Origin of the sequence: Mycobacterium sp. NPDC051804 (assembly GCF_044452905.1) — a bacterium.
In the GTDB taxonomy this organism is placed as follows: domain Bacteria; phylum Actinomycetota; class Actinomycetes; order Mycobacteriales; family Mycobacteriaceae; genus Mycobacterium.
Genome location: NZ_JBITCD010000003.1, coordinates 24,218 through 46,646, shown reverse-complemented (window position 1 = coordinate 46,646; position 22,429 = coordinate 24,218). Strand labels below are relative to the sequence as shown.

At 64.5% G+C, this 22,429-nt stretch carries 21 protein-coding genes; 9 read left to right on the top strand and 12 right to left on the bottom strand.

Features of this window, described 5'->3' with window-relative positions; genetic code table 11:
• The first annotated feature begins 38 nt into the window (after positions 1 to 38).
• Positions 39 to 2,756: a sugar porter family MFS transporter gene (locus tag ACIA48_RS11340; protein ID WP_396730862.1), complete on the top strand. Its 2,718-nt coding sequence runs from the start codon at positions 39 to 41 to the stop codon at positions 2,754 to 2,756.
• On the top strand, positions 2,753 to 3,871 hold the full coding sequence (locus ACIA48_RS11335; RefSeq protein WP_396730860.1) for a class I SAM-dependent methyltransferase: 1,119 nt from the start codon (positions 2,753 to 2,755) through the stop codon (positions 3,869 to 3,871). Before ACIA48_RS11340 ends, ACIA48_RS11335 begins: the two co-directional genes overlap by 4 nt.
• Here ACIA48_RS11335 and ACIA48_RS11330 read toward each other — a convergent pair.
• The 6 genes from ACIA48_RS11330 to ACIA48_RS11305 all read right to left on the bottom strand — a co-directional run bounded on the left by ACIA48_RS11330 (position 3,868) and on the right by ACIA48_RS11305 (position 9,499).
• Positions 3,868 to 5,229, bottom strand: coding sequence for a GMC oxidoreductase (locus ACIA48_RS11330; protein ID WP_396730858.1), 1,362 nt, complete (start codon positions 5,227 to 5,229; stop codon positions 3,868 to 3,870). The genes ACIA48_RS11335 and ACIA48_RS11330 overlap by 4 nt on opposite strands.
• Positions 5,230 to 5,312: 83 nt before the next feature.
• Positions 5,313 to 5,630: a non-heme iron oxygenase ferredoxin subunit gene (locus ACIA48_RS11325; protein WP_396730856.1), complete on the bottom strand. Its 318-nt coding sequence runs from the start codon at positions 5,628 to 5,630 to the stop codon at positions 5,313 to 5,315.
• A 7-nt stretch (positions 5,631 to 5,637) separates the two neighbouring features.
• The gene (locus ACIA48_RS11320; RefSeq protein WP_396730854.1) at positions 5,638 to 6,732 is read right to left on the bottom strand and encodes a fatty acid desaturase family protein; all 1,095 of its coding nucleotides are present in this window, start codon (positions 6,730 to 6,732) and stop codon (positions 5,638 to 5,640) included.
• Positions 6,733 to 6,735: 3 nt separating this feature from the next.
• Complete coding sequence (locus ACIA48_RS11315) at positions 6,736 to 7,674, bottom strand: phosphoribosyltransferase family protein (protein WP_396730852.1); 939 nt, start codon at positions 7,672 to 7,674, stop codon at positions 6,736 to 6,738.
• Positions 7,675 to 7,684: 10 nt separating this feature from the next.
• Positions 7,685 to 8,341 carry an HD domain-containing protein gene (locus ACIA48_RS11310; RefSeq protein WP_396730850.1) on the bottom strand — a complete coding sequence of 219 codons (657 nt, stop codon included), beginning with the start codon at positions 8,339 to 8,341 and terminating at the stop codon, positions 7,685 to 7,687.
• A gap of 21 nt (positions 8,342 to 8,362) precedes the next feature.
• Entirely contained in the window at positions 8,363 to 9,499 is a 1,137-nt protein-coding gene (locus ACIA48_RS11305) for an NAD(P)-dependent oxidoreductase (RefSeq protein WP_396730848.1), read from the bottom strand.
• A gap of 313 nt (positions 9,500 to 9,812) precedes the next feature.
• Here ACIA48_RS11305 and ACIA48_RS11300 point away from each other — a divergent pair, with 313 nt between their 5' ends.
• From ACIA48_RS11300 to ACIA48_RS11285, 4 genes are all read left to right on the top strand, one after another.
• Positions 9,813 to 10,553 (top strand): glycosyltransferase family 2 protein, encoded by a 741-nt coding sequence (locus ACIA48_RS11300; protein ID WP_396730846.1) that lies wholly within the window; start codon positions 9,813 to 9,815, stop codon positions 10,551 to 10,553.
• 8 nt (positions 10,554 to 10,561) lie between these two features.
• A complete protein-coding gene (locus ACIA48_RS11295) occupies positions 10,562 to 11,170 on the top strand; it encodes a class I SAM-dependent methyltransferase (RefSeq protein ID WP_396730844.1) in 609 nt (202 codons plus the stop codon).
• Between the two features lie 18 nt (positions 11,171 to 11,188).
• A complete protein-coding gene (locus ACIA48_RS11290) occupies positions 11,189 to 11,899 on the top strand; it encodes a hypothetical protein (protein WP_396730843.1) in 711 nt (236 codons plus the stop codon).
• Positions 11,900 to 11,970: 71 nt separating this feature from the next.
• Positions 11,971 to 13,191, top strand: coding sequence for an amidohydrolase family protein (locus ACIA48_RS11285; RefSeq protein WP_396730841.1), 1,221 nt, complete (start codon positions 11,971 to 11,973; stop codon positions 13,189 to 13,191).
• A gap of 10 nt (positions 13,192 to 13,201) precedes the next feature.
• On the opposite strand, the gene ACIA48_RS11280 is transcribed toward ACIA48_RS11285, so the two are convergent.
• From ACIA48_RS11280 to ACIA48_RS11255, 6 genes are read right to left on the bottom strand one after another with little or no spacing between them, the layout of a single operon-like run.
• Complete coding sequence (locus ACIA48_RS11280) at positions 13,202 to 14,395, bottom strand: CaiB/BaiF CoA transferase family protein (protein ID WP_396730840.1); 1,194 nt, start codon at positions 14,393 to 14,395, stop codon at positions 13,202 to 13,204.
• Positions 14,396 to 14,397: 2 nt separating this feature from the next.
• Complete coding sequence (locus ACIA48_RS11275) at positions 14,398 to 15,198, bottom strand: enoyl-CoA hydratase-related protein (RefSeq protein ID WP_396732726.1); 801 nt, start codon at positions 15,196 to 15,198, stop codon at positions 14,398 to 14,400.
• A 9-nt stretch (positions 15,199 to 15,207) separates the two neighbouring features.
• Positions 15,208 to 16,476 carry an amidohydrolase family protein gene (locus ACIA48_RS11270; RefSeq protein WP_396730838.1) on the bottom strand — a complete coding sequence of 423 codons (1,269 nt, stop codon included), beginning with the start codon at positions 16,474 to 16,476 and terminating at the stop codon, positions 15,208 to 15,210.
• A 15-nt stretch (positions 16,477 to 16,491) separates the two neighbouring features.
• Positions 16,492 to 17,706 carry an amidohydrolase family protein gene (locus ACIA48_RS11265; protein ID WP_396730836.1) on the bottom strand — a complete coding sequence of 405 codons (1,215 nt, stop codon included), beginning with the start codon at positions 17,704 to 17,706 and terminating at the stop codon, positions 16,492 to 16,494.
• A gap of 3 nt (positions 17,707 to 17,709) precedes the next feature.
• Complete coding sequence (locus tag ACIA48_RS11260) at positions 17,710 to 18,513, bottom strand: acetoacetate decarboxylase family protein (protein ID WP_396732723.1); 804 nt, start codon at positions 18,511 to 18,513, stop codon at positions 17,710 to 17,712.
• A gap of 28 nt (positions 18,514 to 18,541) precedes the next feature.
• Complete coding sequence (locus ACIA48_RS11255; protein WP_396732720.1) at positions 18,542 to 19,468, bottom strand: SDR family NAD(P)-dependent oxidoreductase; 927 nt, start codon at positions 19,466 to 19,468, stop codon at positions 18,542 to 18,544.
• Between the two features lie 64 nt (positions 19,469 to 19,532).
• Here ACIA48_RS11255 and ACIA48_RS11250 point away from each other — a divergent pair, with 64 nt between their 5' ends.
• From ACIA48_RS11250 to ACIA48_RS11240, 3 genes are all read left to right on the top strand, one after another.
• Positions 19,533 to 20,435 (top strand): IclR family transcriptional regulator, encoded by a 903-nt coding sequence (locus ACIA48_RS11250; RefSeq protein WP_396730835.1) that lies wholly within the window; start codon positions 19,533 to 19,535, stop codon positions 20,433 to 20,435.
• Between the two features lie 127 nt (positions 20,436 to 20,562).
• A complete protein-coding gene (locus ACIA48_RS11245; RefSeq protein ID WP_396730833.1) occupies positions 20,563 to 21,432 on the top strand; it encodes an SDR family oxidoreductase in 870 nt (289 codons plus the stop codon).
• Positions 21,422 to 22,330, top strand: coding sequence for a DMT family transporter (locus ACIA48_RS11240; protein WP_396730831.1), 909 nt, complete (start codon positions 21,422 to 21,424; stop codon positions 22,328 to 22,330). The genes ACIA48_RS11245 and ACIA48_RS11240 overlap by 11 nt, the downstream gene beginning before the upstream one ends.
• The last annotated feature ends 99 nt before the right edge of the window (positions 22,331 to 22,429 follow it).

Below are 22,429 nucleotides of genomic sequence, written 5' to 3'. Positions count from 1 at the left end.
CTTCACGGCCTGAGCGAAGAAATGGCGGGGCCCGAGTAATGGGCCAGCGCTACCTCATGGTCGGCATCGCCTCACTCGGCGGGCTTATCTTCGGCTACCAGACCGGCATCACAGCCGGGGCGTTGGAGCGAGGCCACTCCTCCTGGCTGAGCACGGCCACGCTGATCGGCGCGATGATCGGTGCGTTGGCCGCCGGTCGCATCGCCGATCTGGTCGGACGTCGCGACGTCATCATGGCCACCGCCGCGCTGTTGACCTTCGGCGCGTTCGTGTGCGCCATCGCGCCGTCGGAGCTGGTGGTCCTGATTGGAGCGCTGGTCGTCGGAATTGGTGTGGGGGCCATTTCGGTTGCGGCCCCGCTGTATATCGCCGAGATCGCGCCCATCGCCAGCCGCGGCCGGCTGATCTGCATCTTCCAGCTGATGATCACGATCGGCATCCTGATCGCCTACATCGGTCTGGTGATGTTCCCGGAAGACGGCGAGTGGAAGTACCTGTTGGGCGCCGGCGCGTTCCCCAGCCTGGTTTTGAGCGGGCTGGCTCTGCTGTTGGTGGAATCGCCGGTGTGGTTGGCACTCATGGGCGATCGCGAGACGGCGGCGGTGGTCGAGGCCCGGCTGGGTCTCGACAGTTCGCACGAGCAGCTTCACGAGATCATCCCGCCTGCGCGCGATCCTCGGTTGGACGGTTTGTCAGCGGTGTTCTCACTGGCGGGTCGCGGCGCAATCTTCATCGGCATCGGGTTGTTCTTCGTGCAGCAGTTCGTCGGCATCAACGCCGTGCTTTATTACTCGTCTGCAAACCTGCCGAAACTGGCGGACACCGCGTGGGATTTCGGTGTAGCCAGCTCGACCGGAGTGACGCTCGCGGCGATCATGGTCGCGGCAACGGTCGTCGCCGTCATGCTCGTCGATCGGATCGGGCGTCGACCGCTGCTGCTGGTGAGCCTCGTCGGGGTCGCTGTCAGCTGCGCCTCGATGGCAGTGGGTGCCGCCTTGCATTCCATGGATACCGGTCATGTCTTTTCTGTCGCCGGCCTGTACCTCTTCACGTTTTCGTTCGCGATAGGACTCGGTCCGATCGCCTGGGTCGCCGCGGCGGAATTGTTGCCGATCCGGGTGCGCGGGATCGCGATGGGCGTGGTGGTCGCATCGCATTGGCTGTTCGACGCGGTGGCTGCCCCGACGGGCCTGTTGCTGGGCGGCCAGCTCGGCCTCTACGTGCTGCTCATGGTCTACATGTGCACGGCGATCGCCGGGTTCGTCGTGTTCCGCCGACGTTTTCCGGAGACAAAGGACCGATCGCTGGCGGCGATCGATCGCTACTTCACCTCGTGGGCCGCACGAGTGCGACAGACCCGCTTCGCTCACTACGCGGTGGGGGTTCTGGGTTCACTGTCGGGCGTGCTTGCCGGGTACAACCTGGCGATCACCGCGGTCACCCTGGTGCTCGTCGACGACGAATGGGATCTCAGCGGGTTCGAACAGGGTCTGCTGGCCAGTGCCGTGGTGGCCGGAGGGGCGGTTGGCGCGTCCGTCGCTGGGCTGCTGTCGGATCGCTTCGGTCGGCGCTACACCCTGATGTCGATGGCCGCGCTGTTTGTCGCCACCGGTTTCGGCGCTGCGCTGGCCCCGACTTTGGGCTGGCTGATCGTTGCGCGCGCCGCTGCCGGATTCGCCATCGGCGTGTCGACGCCGACGGCGGGGATCTACGTGGCCGAGGTGGCGCCGCCCGTCATCCGGGGCAGGTTGGTTTCCATACAACTCGTCGCGAACACACTCGGCGTGATGCTGGCTTACTGCGTGGGCCTCGCGCTGGTGAATGAGAACGAAGGGTGGCGCCTGATGTTCGGCTTCATCGCGGTGCCGGCGGCGATGTACGGCCTGGCCCTGCTGCCGCTGATGGAGTCGCCTCGCTGGCTGCTCGCGGTAGGACAACCCAACGCGGCGCTGCGCTCCTTGCGGCGGCTCGCCGGCAGTGACGCCGATCGCGAGCTGGCCGAGATCACCGCCGAGCGCGCGGGCCCCGATTCTGACCACGATGGAACCGAAGGCACGCGGACGCGGCTGTGGGGACCCGCGTATCGACCGGTGCTCGTGGTCGGGCTCATAGTGGTATTCGTCGGCGTGTTTTCCGGCGAGAGCATGGTGGTGTTCTACGCGCCAACCATTTTGGAGCAGATCGGCTTCACCAACACCGCCGTGGCATTCGCCACCACCTTGGGGCTCGCAGCGGTCAGTTTCATCGCGACCCTGATTGCGTCTGCCGTGATCGACAAACGCGGGCGCAAACCGCTGATGATCACCGGCCTGTTCGTGCTGGCCGCCGCCCTGGTTGTGATGGCCGTCCTCACCGCGGCGCCACAGACGCTCGCGGTCGTGCGCTGGGGCCAGGTGGCCTGCCTTGCGGTATTCGTCGCGGCCTTCTGGTTGAGCGTGGGTCCGGTCAGCGGAATCGTGATCAACGAAATATTCCCGCAGGCGATCCGCGGCCGGAGCATCAGCCTCACCTCGGTCATGCATGGCGTGTGCGCGATCGTGTTCACGTTGACCTTCCCGATCATGCTCGAGGGGCTGGGATTAACGATCACGCTGATCATTTACGCGGCAATCGGCGTCGTGGGGGCGCTGTATCTCGCGCGTACGCTTCCCGAAACTAAAGCCCAAAGCCTCGAGGAGATCACCGAGTTCTGGAACCGCCGCGCGAGGGAGCGCCGCCCGGACGAGGTTTCAGCGCAAATGAGGAATCCGCAGTGATCGAGAGCATTCTCACGGCGGCCGGTGCGCCCGATGCGGAGATTTCGGCTCGAGTGAGCAACATCGGCCCGGATCACGTCGCCAACGAACTGGTGACCGAGGTGGCTTGCCGGGCAGCTCTGCTGACCATCTCGAGCGACAAGTTCGTCATTCAGTTCGACCTGGGCTTCGGCGAAGACCGTCTGGGGTACCACCTGACGTTGCACAACGGCACCTCCCATGTCGAAAAGGGTTGGAACTCTAGAGCTGTCGCGACTGTGCGTCAGGATCTTCTCGACCTACTGTGCGAGCTCTTCGGTCCGACAGGAACGCATGGTGCCACCCGCGAGCTGTTCACAAGGGACTACTCGGAGACGGACTATTCCGCATCAACTGCCGCCGGATTGTGGCCGGTGGTCGGTGCGATGTCGCAGCGACCGAAGGATCTGTCCGAGCTTGCCGCGCGGTTCGGCTCAGACAAATGGGGCGGACGTTGGTATACACCGCACTACCAGAAGCACTTTGAGCCCTTCCGGGAGCTAGCGGTCAAGGTGCTCGAGATCGGCGTCGGCGGCTATGAATCGCCTGACGCCGGCGGCGAATCGCTGCGCATGTGGAAGCACTATTTTCGGCGGGGTCTGATCTACGGGCTGGACATCGTCGCGAAGACCGGCATCGAAGAGAGCCGGCTGCGCGTTCTGAAAGGTGACCAGGGCGATGCGAAATTCCTCGACTCGATGGCCCGCGAACTGGGGCCCTTCGACATCGTCATCGACGACGGCAGTCACATTGCCCACCACATCATTACGTCCTTCGACGCCCTGTTCCCCCACGTGCGGCCCGGTGGTCTCTATGTGGTGGAGGATCTCGCGATGGCGTACTGGCCGGGCTGGGGCGGCGGTCCCGACCCGTCGGCTCAGTACGGGTCCATGCAGTTGATCAAGGACCTGCTGGACGGCCTGCATCATCAGGAGCGGATCGGGAGTGCCGACAACCAACCGTCGATGACCGAATCGATGGTCACCGGTGTGCACGTCTATCACAATCTCGTCTTGATCGAAAAAGGGTTCAACACCGAACAGGGATCTCCGGAGTGGCTGAAGGTCCTCGACCGGTCGCACTGGCACAAGGACTAGGTGCGGCCACCCAATCGGCGGGCCAGCGCGTCGGCGTGGCGTAGGGACCACGCGGTGATGGTCAGGTACGGATTGGCTGCTCCCTGCGAGGGGAACACGCTGGCATCCGCCGCCGACAGGTTCTGCACCCGCCAGAACTGACCGTAGGTGTCGGTGACGCCAGACCGGGCGTCGGCACTCATCCGCAACCCGCCGACCTCATGCAGGGCCACACCGGGCAGATGAACGAGCGGGCTCCCCAGCCGGGCGCCAAGCACAGCTGCTGCTTCGCCTGCAGCCTCCTGCATTGCGGCCAAGCACTTTTCGTCATCGACGCTGCGCTCACAGATCACGCGCAGGCTCTGCATGTCGCCGTGGGTCGAGTCGCCGTCGCCGTCGCCGCTCAGCGTGACACGGTTCTGTTTCCTCACCGAGGCAACACCGAAGGCCACCAACACCACTGAGGCGTTGGCGTGGTCGAGACAGCCCTGGATCTGCAGTCCAAACGGGCGATCCGGGGACGGGTCGATCAGCACACTCACGGCTTCATGGGGCTGAGCCTCGTCGAACTCGACGCTCGCCTCCACGAAGAGGTGATCGCCGATGTAATGCCCGACAGCCGGACTGAGTGCGGCAAGACCTGAACGCAGCGCGAGCCGTGTGGACTGCACCGCCCCACCGGCCAACACCACATGACGCGCCCGCAGGACGACACGGGATTCGCTGCGCCGGTCGAGCACCTCAACGCCGGTGACCCTGTCCCCCTCGAGCACCAGCCGCGTCGCCTCAGCGTGAGCGATCAGCGATACGAGCGCGCCATCGTCGAAACCTCCCAGATGCTCACTGGCCACGAGTCGCGCTATGGAGCTGTCATACCCGGAGCCCAGGCGTCGGTCCGCAGCGGTATCGATGGCCAACGGTGTAGGGCGGGCCGGCCAGCCCGCCGCAACCAACTGTTCGATGGCCGTGCGCTGCCTCGCTGACTGATGAAATGGCGGCCGCTGTGCATCGCCCGTCCCGCTCACTCTGATCAATGACTCTGCCTGACCGTAGAAGTCAGCCATATCGTCGGCATCGATCGGCCAGTCATCGAACTCCCACGACTGGTAGCGAGGCGTCACGCCATGCCAGAACAGGGTTCGCCCGCCCACCCCGACCCACGCCGGGACCGGCCAGCCGGGCGCCCCGTCGCTACTCGACCAGGTGACCGGAATCGTCGCGCTGTCAGTGATTTTCGCGGCTAGACCTGGGCCAAGCCGAGCATTGGCTAGGTGAGACGGCATGCTGAACGGCCCGGCCTCCAGAATGACGACTCGCAAACCGGATTGGGCGAGCGACAGCGCCGTGCTCACTCCCGCCGTGCCGCTGCCGATGACCACGCAGTCGAGATCGTCACCACCCTAGCGACCTGTCGAAGCGGACTTTCGAAAGTCGCCGACCAACTGTCCACATCGTCGCCTGACTATTCGCCGAGCTGAATGTAGACGCCGTCGCCCTCGACCTTGGTCTGGTAGGTCCGCAGGTCTTCGATCACCGGGGCCCCCAGCGCCTTTCCGGTGCGATAGTCGAAGCGGCCGTTGTGCTTTGGGCATTCGATGACGCCGTCCATCACCAGACCGTCGCAGAGGCGGGCTCGTCCGTGCGTACAGGTGCCGTCGCTGGCGTAGAACTCTCGGTCTTCGGACTGATAGATCGCGTAGGACTTCCCACCGATGTCGACGGCGATCACGTCGTCTTCTTCGACTTCCTCGGTCGCACAAGCCCTGACCCACGTTGTCATTCGAGCCTCATCGCGGGGCGGCCGCGTCGGGCAGCAGGCCGTCGACGGGTCCGTTGTAGGGCTTCGCGGTTGACGGAAGCTCTTTCTTGAGGCAGTACGTCTGGTCGTTCCGCTGGCGCCACAGGGTCTGGAAGACGTCCTTCAGCGCTGCCCACATCGACGGGTACGGGGCTGGCACGTCGTCCTTGATGGCTTCGTGCAGGGCGGGCAACTTGTGGTACGGCACGGCGGCGAACATGTGATGTTCCAGGTGGTAGTTCATGTTCCAGTAGAGGAACCGGTTCACCGGGTTCATCAACACCGTTCGGGTGTTGAGGCGGTGATCCAGCACGTTCTCCCCCATGCCGGCGTGCTGGGTCAGGGCGTAGAGCACGTGCATGAACGACCCGTACGCCCGCGGGCCGCCGATGAGCACGATTGGAATCCAGCTCTGCGTCACGATGGCGACACCGATGGTCGTCGCATAGATGGCGACCCAGATCCGTGCGATGCGATATGTCTTGGGGCGCTCCTCGACGGGAACCCAGTCTTTCTCGGCTTCGGTCAGGCGGCCGCTCGCATGCACCAAGATCTGGTAGAGGCCGCCCGGGACATCAAGCAGCCCAAACAAGTTGGCGGCAATTGCGACCATCCGTGCCGGCCGCATCGCGAGGACCTCGGGGTCGATTCCGACGATCAGCGTGTCGGTGTGGTGCAGAGTGTGTTGGTACCGCCACGGGGTGGGGTTACGCATCATGCAGAACGAGGCGATCTGATAGACCGTCTCGTTCATCCAGCGGGTCTTGAACGCCGTGCCGTGACCCGTTTCGTGCCAACGCGAGTCAGATGACGATCCGTAGAGCACGCCGTACGCGATGAAGCAGGGTACCGCCCACCAGGTTCCCCACAGGAGCACACCGGCGGTCGCAAAACCGATGGCGAGGCCGAGCCACAGGATCGTGTCGCGGATCGCGGGCATGTCCGTGCGCCGCATCAGCTCTTTCATCTGCTTGCGCGGAATGTCGCAGAGATACCAGTCGGCGCCGGCCAGGCCCTGCTCCCGGGCGAAGTCGCTCGCCGGACTGTGCAAGCCGTAAAGCTCTCGCCGCTGCTTGTTGATCATCGTTCAGAAGGCCCAGTCGTCATCGTCGTTACGGGTTTCGAGCGGCCGTGAGCTCACTGCGGCCCGGGCGAGTGCTCGATCGGCGCGAAGAAGCGCTTCGGCCAACTCCTTCGTGACGTGGTCGAGTTCGAACTCCATCGTCCTGATGGCCGCGATACTCATCACCTGGCGGGCTCCGGCGGCGCGGAGGGCGCGGGCCGTTTCTTCCGCTGTCGCTCCGCTGGCGTACACGTCGTCGACGATCAATATGCGCCGGCCGGAAACATCGTCCGGACAACGGAATTGCCCGCCGAGGGCTCCCGCACGATCGGAGAACGCCAGACTCCTGGCCGGCGCCCGTTCGTCCGGTGCCGTGCAGCGGACCAGCGGGATACGGCGCCGCTGCGCAACACCCGCAGCGACCCGCGATCCAAAGCTGAGCACCGTCGGATCATGCCCCGGAGGAGAAGCGATCGTGTCCACGCTCTGCAGAAGCGGATGCTGTCCGACGAACTCGGCGATCTCGTCGACGACGGCCCTGCCGACCTGCTTCAAGTTCTCGACGTCGCCGAGTGGCGTGTACAGGTGCTTGGCCCGGTGCACGTGGTCGGCGAGATCGGTCAGGTCGCCCGCCGCGCCCTCGACGACCTTGTTGAACCAGTCGAGCGCGATGGCGAAGTCAATCGAGCTTCCACAGGGAACCGTGAGGACACCGGTCAACAGCTCCAGCAGGGTCGCCGTCTCAAGGGTCGGCTGAGGTCCAGCGCCGCGCAAGGAATAGCTCTGTCCCATAGAGCTTTTGAGCGTGTAGGTGGGATCTGCAAGCTGTAACTGAGTGATGGCACCCGCCGGCCCCGAGACGAACAGCACGTGTCCACCCGGTGCGGTGTCGTGGTGATAGGCGGTGACGTACCTGCCGCCCCCGTTGCACGGTCCCTGCTGGGACAGATCTCTGATGACCAATTCAGCCCTACTACCGCTTGCCGTTCCACTCGGCGTGGAACTGCTCGAGGAAGTTCTCCATGTACCGGTGTCGTTCGTCGGCGATCCGCCGGCCGGACTCGGTGTTCATCCGCTCCTTGAGCAGCAGTAGCTTTTCGTGAAAGTGGTTGACCGTCGTCGAAGCACCGCTGAAGTAGGCCTCTGGTGAGTCGTGAAACTGGTGTTCGATGCCCGGGTCGTGCATCGCCTGGCCGATCGCTCCGCCGAAGGCAAAAGCCCGCGCAATTCCCAGTGCGCCAATGGCATCGAGACGGTCGGCGTCCTGAACGACCTGAGACTCCAGCGTCGCGTGCACATCCGCGACGCCGGCACCCTTAAAGGACCCCGACGAGACGATGTAGCAGACGTGGTCGATCGTTTCGCTGTCGGCGCCGCAGGAGGTCAGCCATTGCCGCGCCACCTTCGGGCCAATCTCCGTATCGCCGTCGTGGAATTTCCAGTCGGCGATGTCGTGCAGAAGCGCTCCCAGCTGCACCACCGTCATGTCGGCGCCGGTCTCCTCTGCGATACGCGTCGCCATCTGCCACACCCGATACACATGCCACCAGTCGTGTCCCGTGGCATCGCCCAGCATGGTCTGCTTCACGTACTCGGCCGTCTCGTTGATCAGGTCTGTCGTTGTCTTCACGAGTAAGTCCCCCTTGAATGCCTACGAGTAGATCTGACGCCACACGTTGGCGATGGCTTGCTGTTCGATGACGTCCAGAGTCTGCAGTCCGGGCTCGCATGCGCCTTCGGACAACTTGCGGATGCACATGTACAACTCGGTGTACACCAAATCCAGCACGTGGCCGAGCACGCCCTGGTCGGCGAAATTGATTGGGGTTCCGTCATTCAGCAGCCAGAGGGTCTTGCCGCCGATCATTAGACGGGTGAGCCCGGAGTCGGTGGCCACATCGTCAGCTGCGGTATAGAGGCCGTCGACGTCGATCTCGACACGCTTCGAGCTCCCGCTGCCGAGAATCGCGCCGTCCTTCAGCAGAGGGACGTCGTCGACGGATATCGAGCGCTGTCCCGACACACCGATCAGCACGTCCGATTTGCGCAGGACCGTTTCGCGGTCCGGAGCGTCGAGACCCTCGACGAACGCACGTGCCATGCGAATGGGATCCGGGTCGTAGATGGAAACACGGGCGCCCATGCCCGAGAGGCTCGCAGCAGTGCCCTCTCCGATGCCGCCATAGCCCAGGACGCCGATCCTGGTCTCGACCGGTATGCGGAAGAAGCGAGATCGCAGGATTGTCTCGAGCGAGTAGGCGATGGCGCGACCTACCTGACGGTTCTCCAGCGCCTTGAGCGGGCTCTCCGCGATGGTCAGCACGGGACATGCGAGGTTCCCGATTGCTTGGTATCGCCAGTGCCCTTGCATGGTGTCCTCGACGACCCCGCCGAAGTTCGTACGACGGGCGAGTTGCGCGATCTGCGACGAGCAGTACCCGCCGATCTCTTGGACGATCACGTTCCGCTCGGCCGACTGCGTGAGCGCAGTGCGGACCGCATCGTTCACAGCAAGCATCATCTCGGGCGCGGTGACGGGCTCGAGCAAATCAAACTGGCTACAGAGCTTGTCGCGTGCTGCGACGGTAGTCGAATACGGAATCGCGACGATGCCCGCTATGTCGGCGGTCGAGGCGACGAGTTCGACGAAGCGCACCGCGGTGTCGAGGACGTGCGTCACGAAGACGACCGACGCTGGCTTGCAGGGATACTCCTCGACGTGGTGTGCCAGCACAGGCAGGTCCACCGGGAACGTCGCCGACCCGTCCCGGGTTACCTCTTTGAACAATGTGTGACCTGGCTTCTCACCGAAGCCGCCTCTCTTTTGATCTTGAACGACGTGGACACTAGCAAACAATACACAATAATTGACGCCACGGTTGTGCAACGAGAAATCGTGTTGGCGGAAGCGAGCTGCAAGCGGCCTCCCAGGAGGTCCCCAGCTCCGGTCGGGGTCCACGTTTGCGCTGGAGCGGAGCCCTGTTGTCACGTGGCGACCGCGCATCGGAGCGTTCGATGAACGGCGAGTGGCGCCGCGGCAAGAGCAAACGCTTGGCGCGTGGGTCCGCCAAGCTTCGGGCAAATGGTTTACGGTATCCGCTATGGCTGCCCCCGAGTCCGAACCGCCGCTGGTGACGGCGATCATGCCGACGCGCGAGCGACCGGAGTTCGCCCTGCAGGCCGTCCGCTACTTCTGCGATCAGGACTATCCGAACAAGGAGATGGTGGTGATCGAGGACGGCACGCCCTCCCTGGAGGGACGGATGCCCGACGACCCCCGCGTCCGCTACGTCGCCACTCGCAAGCCGTTGCGCAGTATCGGGGCGATGCGCAACGAGGCGTGCGAACTCGCCCGCGGCGAGATCGTCGCCCACTGGGACGACGACGATTGGTACGGCCCCGAACGCCTGACCCGCCAGGTCGAACCCATCCGCTCGGGCGACGCCGACCTCACCGCGCTGCGCGACAGCGTGATGCTCGATCTTGCGACCTGGCGCTTTTGGCGCACGCAGCCCGATTTGCATCGCCGCATCTTCTACATCGGCGACGTGCACGGGGCGACCATGACGTACCGGCGCCGGATCTGGGAAAAAGCCAGGTTCCCCGACCAGTCGCTGGCCGAAGACGCGATCTTCCTTCAGCAGGCGTTGGACATGGGCTCGCGGCTGCAGTCGATCGACGCGGAGGGGCTGTTCATCTACATCCGCCACGGCGCCAATGCCTGGGAGATGGAGTGCGGCGAATACGCCGGCACGGACGGCTGGGAGATCGTGCCCGAACCCGAGATGGAAACCGGCGCGCGCACGTTCTATTCGGGCCTGTCCGCGGCGGCCCCCAAGTGACGGCGCATATGGACGACATCATCAGCTTCCTCGAGGATCGCGGGCACCTCCCCACTGAAGGCTCTTCGTCGCCCGAGCAGCAGGACTACCTCCGGCGCCTCGTCGAGCGGTCAGGCGCGCTGCTGGTTGGCGAGATCGGTTTCAACGCAGGGTTTTCCAGTTTGGGCTTTCTGAGTGCCAATGCGGACGTGAAGGTCGTCTCGTTCGATATCGGCTGCCATGATGTCGTGGGCCATGCCAAGGAGTTCGTGGACGCGCAGTACCCGGGGCGGCACGAACTCATCATAGGCGACTCGGCGTTGACGGTTCCCAACTACGGAAAAGATCATCCCGCAACAGCTTTCGACGTCGTGTTCATCGACGGCGGACATGAATATGAGCAGGCGCGAGACGACATCGCGAACATGAAGGCGTTGAGCCATCCCGGCACGTGGGTCGTCCTCGACGATCTGACGCCCTGGTTCTGGTGGGGCGAGGGCCCAACGAGGGCGTGGACCGAAGCGATCGCGCAGGGAGCGATCGACCCCGTCGAGATGTACAAGGACGGGCAGCTCGTGGACGAGATCGCGCCTCCGGGAGAACGAAGCTGGGGTCTGGGCCGCTACCGCTTCGACTGATGTGGTGAATCGAGGAACATGACTTCTACTGGCGTCACCGTGTGCATCCCCTGGCGGCCATCGCCGTCGCGGATGGCGCCGTTCCGCCGTGTCATGGAGTTTTGGCGGCAGACGGGCTGGCCGATCGTCACCGCCGACTCCGACACCGAGATCTTCTCGGCAGCCAAGGCGCGCAACAACGCTGTGCGACAGGCAGAGACGGAGACCGTCATCCTCTGCGACGCCGACACCTTCCCCCCGATGGACAACGTGCTCGCCGCCGTCGCCAACCCGGTAGGAGTCACCTACCTGCACGACACCTGGCGGCTCATCCCCGCCGAATGGGCCTCCAAGCCTCTCGTCGAGTTTCCGAATGCACCGGTGTTGAAGGAGTTTACGAACAGCTTCTGCGGGGCCATCGTGACGACCGCGACCGAGTACTGGCGGCTGGGCGGGCAGCCGGAGGAGTTCGAGGGCTGGGGATACGAGGACACCACATTCCATCTGGGCGTGCTCACGCTGTCGACGTTCCGCAGAATGCCGGGCGTCACGTACTCGTTCGAGCACAACAACCCCGACGGCAGCGCCGATACGCCCGGGTGGAGTCGAGATTACGGCCGCAACAAGGAGCTGTTCGAGCAGTACCGCAACCGTCGCGATCCTGAGCTACTCGAGCGCTACAGCAACGCCGATGACAAAGCATGGTTGACCCAGGAACTCGTCAAGATCAACGAAGATCTGCGCCGATAAGAGGGTATCCACGCGGGCGTCAAATGCTGTATCTTGCACTGGTGAATCAAGTGCACAGCAAACCTTCTGGCATGACCGCCTTGGCGGCTGTGTCCGGTCGGATACTCGACACCGACAACCACGAATTCGTACCAGCCCACATGTGGGCTGAACAGTTCGGGGAGGCCTCGAGATTCGTCGCCGACTTGTTCATGAACTTGCACGACCCCAACGGGCTCGAGACCTATGCCGCTCCGGTCTATGAGGACGCGGGGCCGGTGAGCAGGAAGCTCATCGAGCAGGGCTGGGAAACCAAACGCCCACTGGTTGGGTCGTTCGCACCCGGCGCGATCAACATGGGGCGTCGCCTTGATGTCCTCGACACCTACGGCGTCGATCAAACGTTCGTCTTCGCGAGTGGTCCCGGTGTCCTCGGCGCCACGTTCATCCAGGTTCCACCGGAGCGCGTCCGATGGATGATGGGCGAGGCGACCATGACACAAGAACAGCTGCTGGAGTGCGGCCGCGCCATGTTGATCGGGTACAACGACTGGTGCATCGAGACGGCGACAATCAGCCCGCGGCTACGGCCGGTGGCGTTCATCGACACGACCGACCTCGAACTGGCCGTCGCCGAGATCGGCCGTGTTGCGGCCAACGGGATCCGCGCGGTGTCCATTCCGCAGGGAATTCCGCCGGGCGGCATCTCGCCGGGGCATCCCGATGCGGATCCGTTGTGGGACACCATCGTCCGCCACGATCTGCCGGTGTTGTTCCACGCAGGCCACGACCCCGGCATCCTGGCCTCGCCGGCGTGGGCCGACTACGGGCACAACAACGGTGTCGGCAGGGCACTCGAGACACCCGAAGGTGTGCTTGAGCCTTTCACCTGGTCCACGATGCATCTCGGTGCGCAGGCCTTCATCTCGGCGATGATATTCGGAGGTGCGTTCGAACGCTTCCCCACCCTGCGGATGGGTTGCATCGAGTTGAGCGCGCATTGGGTCGGTCCGGTGGCCGAGAACATGCGCAACGTCGGGTCGCAGTTCCGTCGTCTCACAAGCCATCTGACGCTCACTCCCGAGGAATATTTCCAGCGAAATGTACGGGTCTCCGGATTTCTGTGGGAACCGCTGGACGTGTACGTGGACCAGTTCCCCTGGCTGCAGGATGTTTTGGTGTACGGCAGTGACTACCCCCACTACGAGGGCGGCCAAGACCCGAGCGCGCAGTACGCGGAGAAGCTCGCTCGGTTCGGCCCCGAGGTGATCGAGAAGTTCTTCGTCACCAACGCGCAACTACTGATGCCGTAGTCCTACTGAGTCACCCCGCGATGATGCCCGCCTTCCGAAGGTCAGCTTCCTGATCGGCACGGCCCAGGGAGGCCAGCACGTCGCTGGTGTGCTCCCCCAATGCCGGTGCGGGACCGGCTAGTTGGGCGGGCGTCGCGTCGAACAGGGCTGGATGCCGCGGAATGCGGGTGCGCCCGACGACTGGATCGTCGGCCTCCACGAACAGTCCCATGGCGACGGCGTGCGGATCGTCGGGAAGTTCCGGTGCAGAGACGATCATGGCGTATGGCACGTCCTCGGCATCGAATCGCGCCGTCGCCTGTTCGACAGTGAGTTCCGCTGCGCCCTGGTAGCAGGACTCCATGACCTCGGCCATCAAGGGCCGGTGCTGATTGCGAAGCTCCGCCGTCTGAAGTCGCGGATCGTCGGCGCCGGAAGCGCCCAAGGCGCGGCACATCCCGGTGAAGTCAGAGTCCGAAATCGGCGTCACCACGCCCCATCCGTCGATGAAGGGGAATGGCCGGAGCCCGATCGTGAAGCTCGACGGCTGGGAACCATCGGTGTCGAGCAAGACTTCATTGCCCGCGGCGTCGGCCCACAGGAACGACACCACCGCGTCGACCATCGATACATGGAGGTGCTGACCGCCGCGTCCCATCGCACGGGCGTACAGCGCTGCGGTGACAGCCTGGCTCGCATACAGCGCCGACACCTTGTCCGCGATCACCTGCTGAAGGAACTTCGGCTCGCCGTCCTTTGCTGCCTGGCTGGACGCGACCCCGGCGTAGGCCTGGATCACCGTGTCGTATGCACTGCGATCTCGATAGGGCCCGACCTCGCCAAATCCTGTCTGCGACAGGTAGATAACGTCTGGGTTGATCTTGCGAATGTCCTCGTACCCGACTCCGAGCCGCTCCGCGACCCCTGGCCGGAAGTTCTGCATGACGACATCAGCCCGCTCGGCCAATTCCAGGACGATCTCTCGTCCGACGTCCGTGCGGATGTCGATGGCGATCGATTGCTTGCCGCGGTTGCAGACTCGGAAGACAGCACTCAACCCGTTGACGCTCGGACCGATCCACCGCATGATGTCGCCGATATCGGGGCGCTCCACCTTCACGACGCTCGCGCCCTGGTCGGCGAACAGGGCGCCGATGTACGGCCCGGTGAGGGCAATAGATAGTTCGAGAACGCGAACGCCGCTCAGCGGCCCAGTGTGTTCCATGCCTAGCTTCCCGTGAATCGCGGAGCGCGCTTACCACTAAAGGCCGCCAACCCCTCTTTGGCGTCGTCGGACCGCATGACTTCTACAACAAAGCGCTGTTCGATCTTTCGGGCGTCCTCCTCATCGAGCCACCCACTCGCAAGGATCGACGCCTTCGCATTGCGCACAGCGAGCGGCCCGTTGGCCGCGACGACGGCCGCAATCTCGCGCGCCTTCTCCAGCGACTTGCCTTGCGGGACGATGTGTCCGACCAAGCCGAAGTGATATGCCTCGGCCGCGGTAAGCGGTTCGCCGGTCAGGATCATCTCCATGGCCTTGGTGTAGGGAATCTGGCGTTTGAGGCGAACCGTCGACCCGGCACCGGCGATCATCCCCCACTTCGCCTCGGGCAATCCGAAGACCGCCTGCTCCTCGGCGATCCGGATATCCGTCTGCTGCAACATCTCACAGCCGCCACCGAGACAGGCGCCGTTGACAGCGGCGATCAGCGGCTTGGCCAACGACCGACTCAGCAGGAGTCCGTCGGTGATGACGCTGCCCTTGCGTTCTTGCTGCGGCTTGGCGTCGCCGTCTGACGACTTGCGCACCATCCAGCCGTCGGCCAGATCACCGCCGACGCAGTACGACGAGCCCTCGCCGGTGAGAATCGCGACGCGGATGTCGGCGTTACCGTCGATCTCGTCCCACGCCTGCGCCATCAACTCGATCATCGATGGCGTCAGCGCGTTTCGCTTCTGCGGATTGTTCATCGTGAGCACGACGACATCGCCGTCGCGCTCGAACTTCAAGTGCGGCTCGTCCACCAACGCCACTCAGCTCTGCACGAGGTCGGGCATGGGCTCCGATTCCGTCAACCAGGAGCGTCCGGCCTCGCGGGCCGTTTCCCACTTGGGGATGCTCACGGAGTCGTCCTGGCCGAGCTCCGCGGGCGTGGGACCGATGCGCTGGACGAGTGGCGCGAGAGCCTCGAGGTCGAATTTGTAGATTTCAGCCGCGGCCAAGCCGAGCATCTGTCTCGTCTCGTCGATGGGAATGTCCCAGAATGCGTGGCGAAGCCATTTGCGGGTGTTTGGCCAGGTTCCTTCCGGATGGGGGTAATCGTTGCCCCACAGCATGTTCGAGACGCCGATCTCGTAGCGACGAGCCAACTCTCTGCGCTCGGTCGTGGTGGCCCCGATGAAGCAGTTCCGGTCGAAGTACGCCGAGGGCGGCATCGTCAGCTGGCCTTCGAGCAATCGGCTCATCTTCTTCGCCGAGTGCTCACGCAGGAAGCGGGTGTCCATCAACCAGAGCAGGTCGTTGGCCCAGAAGGCGCCGCACTCAGTTGCACCCCAGCGCAGTGTGGGGAAACGCTCGAATACGCCGGACCACAACGCGAACCACAGGGGACGGGCACCCCACCACCGCACCTCGGTGGTGTAGATGCCCAGGTGCTCTCCGTACTCCGCACTAGGCGCCGGACCGACGTGAGTGTGCACCGGCATCTCCAGGTCTTGGCAGATCGCCCACACCTTGTCGTACCGACGATCGTGATACGGCGGGTAGTCGCCCCAGAGCACCGGGATCAGAATTCCGCCCCGCAGCCCCGACTCTGCAGCCCGCTTGATCTCCGCGACCGCGGCGTCAACGTCCGCGAGGACCGGGACCACCGCGACGCCTGCGCGCCGCTCGGGACTGTGGCTGCACAATTCCGCTAACCAGCGGTTGTGAGCCCGAGCCCCGGCCATCGCGCGGCCGGGATCCATGTCGCCGGATTGACCCAGGCCGGCACCGAAGGGCGCGCCGGCGACCCCTGTCACGGCATCGGCGTCGGGAAAGATCACCTCGCCGACGACGCCATCACCGTCGAGCTCTTTATCTCGTTGCGCGACATCCCATCCGCCGGAGATGCCCTCGCCGTGCTCCTCGAACCACTGTTCGGCGAACTCTTCGTCAATGAAGCCACCGGCCTGCGCGGCGGCTTGCTTCTCGGCGAGGTAGGCCTCGAAGTCTTCCCGATATTCGGGGTCGACGTATTCGCGGTACTGCTCAGTCGGGAGCTCGGCGTGCGTGTCGGCCGAGATGATCAGGTAAGGGTCCATGGGCTGGTCCTTTCGCTACCAGGTACGAATGGGGTCGGGCTCGAAGACGGTGCTGCTCGCACCTTCCGGGACTGCGGCGAGGGGCTCGGCAACCTCGGTCACCGTGGGGCCGATCCGGTCGGTCAACGGCTGCAGCGCCGCCAAGTCAAAGCCGTAGACGGCCGCCGCGTTTCCGCCGAGGATGGCTGCGACCTCTTCGGCGGGAACGCCGCTGAACGTGTAACGCAACGCTTCTCGGGTGAAGAAGCCCGTTCCCTCAAGATGCGGGTAGTCACTTCCCCACATGATCCGGTCGACGCCGATGTCGTGGCGCTCGGCGCACTCGACGGGCCGCATGAAACTCGCGCCGACGTAGCACTGGCGGGCCCAGAACTCGCTGGGCTTGAGCGACAACGAGCCCGCGGTGGGGCCGGCGAAGCGGGAAATCGCCGAGCCCTCCCGCGCGTAGCGGGTTGCCGCGACGTCGAGCGAGTCGAGGGTGGCGGGGATCCAGCCGGCTCCCTGCTCGGTGAAGACCACGGTTAGGTCAGGGTGGCGATCCATGACGCCACTGAAGATCAGGTGCCACAGCGCGCGGTGGGCGAACCAATGCGTCTCGTACACCCAAATCGCGAACGAGCTGCCCCATCCGTCGAGCGGGCTGGGTCCGGCGTTGCCGCCGTGGTGGTTGACCACGAGGCCGGCGTCGTCGCACGCCGCCCACAGCGGTTCCCAGTGTTCGGCGTAGAGCTGCGGGATGGCCGACCCAGGCGGGATCCCGGGCAACAGAACGCCGCCGCGCAGTCCGAGTTTGGCGATCTGCTTGATCTCGGCGATGGCGTCGTCGAGGTCTTGGAGCATGACTTGTCCCACCCCGGCACGCCGCTCGGGCGACAGCGAGCAGAAGTCGGCCAGCCAGCGGTTGTGCGCTCGCAGACCAGCGCAGCGCAGCTCGAGCTCACTGGAAGTTTCCGGTGGCGTCGCCGCCAGGCTCGACGAAGGGAAGAACGGCGGAATGGTGTTGGGGTAGATGACTTCCCCTGCGACACCTTCTGCGTCCAAGTCCGCGTTGCGCCGGTCACTGTCCCAGTTGCGTTCGGCGTCCGCGTCGGCGAGGTCGGCGAATGGGTTGACGTATGTCGCTGCCCAGCTGTCGAATTCGTCCCTGAAGACGGGGTCCAGATACTCGCGGTAGTCGAGCAGATCAGCGCCGGCATGGCAGTCTGCCGAAATCACGGTGTAGCGATCCATGCGCTATACCGTCGTCGGCTCGGGCCTGGGCGCGGCGAGCAGTGCCACGTCGTCGTAGCGCTGGTGGACGTAGGGCAACAGCCAGTCCTGCGGCACCTGTTGCGCAATCCGGCCTACCTGAATGGTGCGCCGACGACACCACGTGATCGAGCTGATTTCGCGGACGACGATGTCGGCCACCGGGTCCAGCGGCGACTCGCCCAATTCGACGGTGCCGTCGATGTTCTCCAGCAATTCGTAATGTCGGTGGTATTCGCCGTAGACCAGGTGGGGGTCGGTGATGCCGCCGCCGTCGGGTGCGCGCAGGAACTTGAAGTAGAACTCGGTGTTCACCTGATCGGGCGGCAACTCCGCCGGCCCGCTGATGCGGCCGCTCATGGTGATGAGCGGGTATCCCAGCCGAGCAACGGAGGCCGTCACGCTGTTTCCGTCGCGGTCGACCGCGATATCGGCCAGTTTCTTTGGCTCACCGAAGGTCTCGCGGCCGCCGGTGACCGACTGCTCGGTCGATTGCGGCATGAAGAGCGGATAGTCACCGGCCAGGTCGCCGTGACGGGCGGCCACCGAGAACACCGCCGAACCGAACGGTGGCCTGCCTTCGATCTGGACTCGCTGGAACGAGATACGCACCAGCGGTTCGTCAGCCGGCTCCAGCGGCTTGGGCAGGACTGCCGCGACGATCTCCGGGTCGGTGCGGTAGGTGACGGTGACGGCTTCGGTGGCGATGGGCGCCTTGGTGGCGTCGATCTCGTGGTCGACACGCGCCTCGGGTTCGCGGGGACCATAACGAACGGTGTTGGTGCTCAACATCTTCTCCTCTTCGCGCGAGCGCTCATCAACGATTTCCTCCTTCAGAATCGGCTGCATTGCTGAGGACGTCCACGAGGTAGTCGGGCTCGCCGCGAGCCAGGATCGATGCCGCCTTCTTGCTGACGACCTGATCGGATGGCGCAGGTGGGCCCATCATCCAGAAGGTGTCCGCCCGGATTCCTTCAATGACCTGGTCGGCGACCGTCTCCAAGGGCGTGAATTCGATGTGCACGCCGGCAGATTCGAAGCGGTCGACGACCTTCTCGAGCGTCGTGTCTGGAGTGTGGCGTTCCTGCGTCGCGGCGTACTGCGACGGCCGGTTCCGCCACGACTCCCAGATGCCGGTGTTCAAGAAGCCCCCGGGAAAGAGGGCGTGCGCACGCACCCCTGTTCCTGTCATCTCCAAGTGCGTGTAGAGGCTTTCGGTCAAGCACAGCACCGCAGCTTTGGTCATCGGGTAGACCGCCGTGGCGGCCCCTCCCATCGCACCCCGGGCAATCGGCGCGAACCCGCCGTTTCCCGAGCAGGTGTTGATTACATGCCCCTCACCCTGCTCCAGCAGGTGGGGCACAAACGCCTTGATGCCATGAATGACGCCGAGCACGTTGACGTCGATTCCCCAGCGCCAGTCGGCAAGGTCGTGTTCCCACATGTAGCCCTCGGACACCGCGCCGGTGCCGGCGTTGTTGCACATTACGTGCACCGCGCCGAAACGGTCGAGGGCCTCCTTGGCGAGCGATTCGACCGACGAATAGTCGGTGACGTCGGTGACCACGCCCAGTGCCTCGATGCCTTCGTCCACCAGTGCTCGCGTTGCTTCGTCGAGAGGTTCAGCGAGCACATCGGCGAGGACGACCTTCATACCCTCCTGGCCGAAACGCCTGCCCATCGCTCGCCCGATCCCACCGGCGCCCCCGGTCACGACGGCCACTTTGCCTCGTAGGTCGTTCATTGTGGCCATCGTCACATGGTCGCTTATGACACCGCAAGCAGTCGCACTATGCGACCATCGACCTATGGCGCCCCGTCCGTCACCTCAGACCGAGCGGGTCGTGAATCTGTTCGAGCACTTGGCAGAAGACGGCACCCGCGGGGTCACGTTGGCGGAGGTATCGCGGCATTTGAGCGTCCATAAGGCGAGCTGCCACTCGATGCTGTCGGAATTGCTGCGGGCCGGGTGGCTGCTGCGCGATCCGGTGCGCAAGACCTACCACCTCGGGCCCGCCCTGGTTCGACTCGGGCGGGAAGCAGCCGACCGCTACCCGGCGCTGGTGCTGGCCCGCTCGGCAATGACCGAGTTGTCGGTGGCGACGGGCGCGCATTGCGTAGCGTTCTCGGTGGACGAGGACTATTCGACGGTCGTCGATCAGGTTCGAAGCGTGCACGGTGGGGGTCACCCGATGCCGATCGGTACGCAGTTCCCGCATCGCCCGCCGTATGGGGCGTCGACAGTCGCGTGGGCCGGATCAGACGTCCGGGAGCGTTGGTTGACGACGCTGCCCGAGGACGTGCGTGATCGCTATCGCACAGCCATCACTGCGGCGAACGAGCGCGGATACGCTGTCGGACTTCACATCCTGCCGGATCTACGTCTGCAAGAGTTGGCGCTGATCGTCCGTAGCGCAGAGATACGTTCGAGCCGACTGAGCCAGCTGGCACAGGAATTGACCGACGAACTCGTTCACCAGGAGGATTGGTTCCCCGGCAGCCTCGACCCGGACCGTTCCTACGAGGTGAGCCATATCGACTCGCCCATCCTCGGCCCGGGGTCCCGCGTCGTGCTGATGCTGAGCCTGGTTCCGCCCGCCGAGCCAATCAGCGGAGCAGATCTCATGCGAATGGGATCGCAACTCGCCTCGGCAACGCGCCGACTCACAGCTGCCTTGGCTGGAAAGTCTGACGATTCAGCGCACCAATGAACATGGGGCAACGTGGATCAACCCCGTTCGCGTCCGTTTGCCCATCGGATGAATCACAATCGATGTAGGCGCTGGCCTGTTCAGATTCCATGCGCATCGCGGAGGGAGCGCCGGTGAGGGAGACGACTTGACGCGCATGCCTATCGGTAGTGCTCGGCGCGCGCTACGTCTGGCGGGTATGCGACCGCTCCCCCGCGTGCCTGCTCGTTCCCCAATTGATTTGCACGGCAAGCGGATTCTGCTGACAGGGGCGTCGTCGGGCATCGGGGAGGTCGCCGCCGAGAAGCTCGCGGCGTACGGCGCGACGGTAATCGTCGTGGCACGACGCGAACATCTGCTGGCCGCTGTTGTGGACCGGATCACGGCGCGCGGCGGCCAGGCGATCTCCATGCCCACCACCCTTGCCGATCTAGACGCCGTCGATGAGCTCGTGCGCGCAGTCGGCCCGGTGGACATCCTGATCAACAACGCGGCCCGATCGATTCGCCGCCCGCTGCTCCAGTCACTGGACCGGTGGCACGACGTCGAACGCACCATCACGCTGAACTACTATGCACCGCTGCGGTTGATCGGCGGACTGGCGCCGGGCATGGTCGAACGCGGCGACGGCCACATCATCAACATCTCGAGCTGGCGCGTGATGCCCGAGTCGTCGCCGCTGTTCGGTGTCTACAACGCCTCCAAGGCCGCACTGAGCGCGGTCAGCCGGGTCATCGACAACGAGCTCGCCGAATCTGGCGTGCAGTCGACCACCATCTACTACCCGTTGGTGGCCACCCCGATGATCGCCCCCACCCGCGCCTACGACGGGCTGGCCGCGCTGAGCGCCAAGGAGGCCGCCGAGTGGATGGTGGTCGCGGCACGTACTCGACCGGTGCGCATAGCACCTCGGAAGATGCTTCCGCTGCGTGCGCTCGACCTGGTGTCGCCGCGTCTGCTCAACGGTGTGATGAAGCGCTCGACACCACAGTTGGAACCTGTCGCCGGTGAGCACTGAGTCCGTCGGCTACCGGGACGAAAACCTCGGCATAGGAGCGCTTCTCACCACCGCGGCGTTCTTCTGCGTGGCGTTGGTCGGCACGCTCGCAAAGGTGTCAGGACAGTACACCTCGACCGGCGTGCTGCTGCTATTCCAAAACGCGATCTGTTTGCTGTTCATCGTCCCGATTGTCTGGCGGGGCGGGTTTGCGGCGCTCCGCACGAAACGGATTGGCCTGCACGTGCTGCGCGCAGCTACCGGAACGGGATGCTGGTACGCGCTGTTCGTCGCGATCACCTTGATTCCGTTGGCCAACGCGACGCTGCTGACGTACAGCGCCCCACTGTGGATGCCGCTGATCGCGTGGGCGGTGACCCGGCAATCGGTTGCGGTGCCGACGTGGCTGGGTGCCGGGATCGGCTTCGTCGGAATACTTTTGGTGCTGCAGCCGCAGGGGCACGGGTTCTCCGCGGGCGAGCTGTCGGCGCTGGCGGGAGCCGTACTGCTGGCCGTGGCGATGATGTCGGTCCGCTGGCTCGGCGCCACGGAACCCGTCACCAGAATCCTCTTCTACTACTTTCTGCTGTCGACCGTGATGTCCGTCCCGATTGCGATCGCCGACTGGCAACCGATCGCATCGCCAGGATGGCCGTGGCTCATCGGTCTCGGCTTCGCCCAACTGTTTTCGCAAGCGTTGATCGTGGTGGCCTACCGGTACGCCTCCGCGGAAAAGGTGGGTCCGTTCATTTACACCGTGATCGTCTTCACCGCGGTCATCGACTGGATCGTATGGGATCACCGGCCGACGATTGCTACCTATATCGGTATGGCGCTCGTGATCGGGGGCGGTGTGCTCGCAATGCGCGCCAAGGGGAAACAACCGCAATCCACGTCGATGGCGACGAGTTCCGAGTAGCCCCATCCTCCCCCGATCGGTGGGGCCCACATTCCCCCGGAAGAAGGCCCGATCAGCGGACACGCCACACCCTCGAACGGAAATACCTTCACATCGCCG

What these genes read in the sequence shown, in the direction of transcription:
- ACIA48_RS11340 (WP_396730862.1), top strand. Translation starts at nt 39, where the DNA reads ATGGGCCAGCGCTACCTCATGGTCGGCATCGCCTCACTCGGCGGGCTT.
- ACIA48_RS11325 (WP_396730856.1), bottom strand. Translation starts at nt 5,630, where the DNA reads ATGACAACGTGGGTCAGGGCTTGTGCGACCGAGGAAGTCGAAGAAGAC.
- ACIA48_RS11320 (WP_396730854.1), bottom strand. Translation starts at nt 6,732, where the DNA reads ATGATCAACAAGCAGCGGCGAGAGCTTTACGGCTTGCACAGTCCGGCG.
- ACIA48_RS11300 (WP_396730846.1), top strand. Translation starts at nt 9,813, where the DNA reads ATGGCTGCCCCCGAGTCCGAACCGCCGCTGGTGACGGCGATCATGCCG.
- ACIA48_RS11295 (WP_396730844.1), top strand. Translation starts at nt 10,562, where the DNA reads ATGGACGACATCATCAGCTTCCTCGAGGATCGCGGGCACCTCCCCACT.
- ACIA48_RS11290 (WP_396730843.1), top strand. Translation starts at nt 11,189, where the DNA reads ATGACTTCTACTGGCGTCACCGTGTGCATCCCCTGGCGGCCATCGCCG.
- ACIA48_RS11285 (WP_396730841.1), top strand. Translation starts at nt 11,971, where the DNA reads ATGACCGCCTTGGCGGCTGTGTCCGGTCGGATACTCGACACCGACAAC.
- ACIA48_RS11280 (WP_396730840.1), bottom strand. Translation starts at nt 14,395, where the DNA reads ATGGAACACACTGGGCCGCTGAGCGGCGTTCGCGTTCTCGAACTATCT.
- ACIA48_RS11270 (WP_396730838.1), bottom strand. Translation starts at nt 16,476, where the DNA reads ATGGACCCTTACCTGATCATCTCGGCCGACACGCACGCCGAGCTCCCG.
- ACIA48_RS11265 (WP_396730836.1), bottom strand. Translation starts at nt 17,706, where the DNA reads ATGGATCGCTACACCGTGATTTCGGCAGACTGCCATGCCGGCGCTGAT.
- ACIA48_RS11255 (WP_396732720.1), bottom strand. Translation starts at nt 19,468, where the DNA reads ATGAACGACCTACGAGGCAAAGTGGCCGTCGTGACCGGGGGCGCCGGT.
- ACIA48_RS11250 (WP_396730835.1), top strand. Translation starts at nt 19,533, where the DNA reads ATGGCGCCCCGTCCGTCACCTCAGACCGAGCGGGTCGTGAATCTGTTC.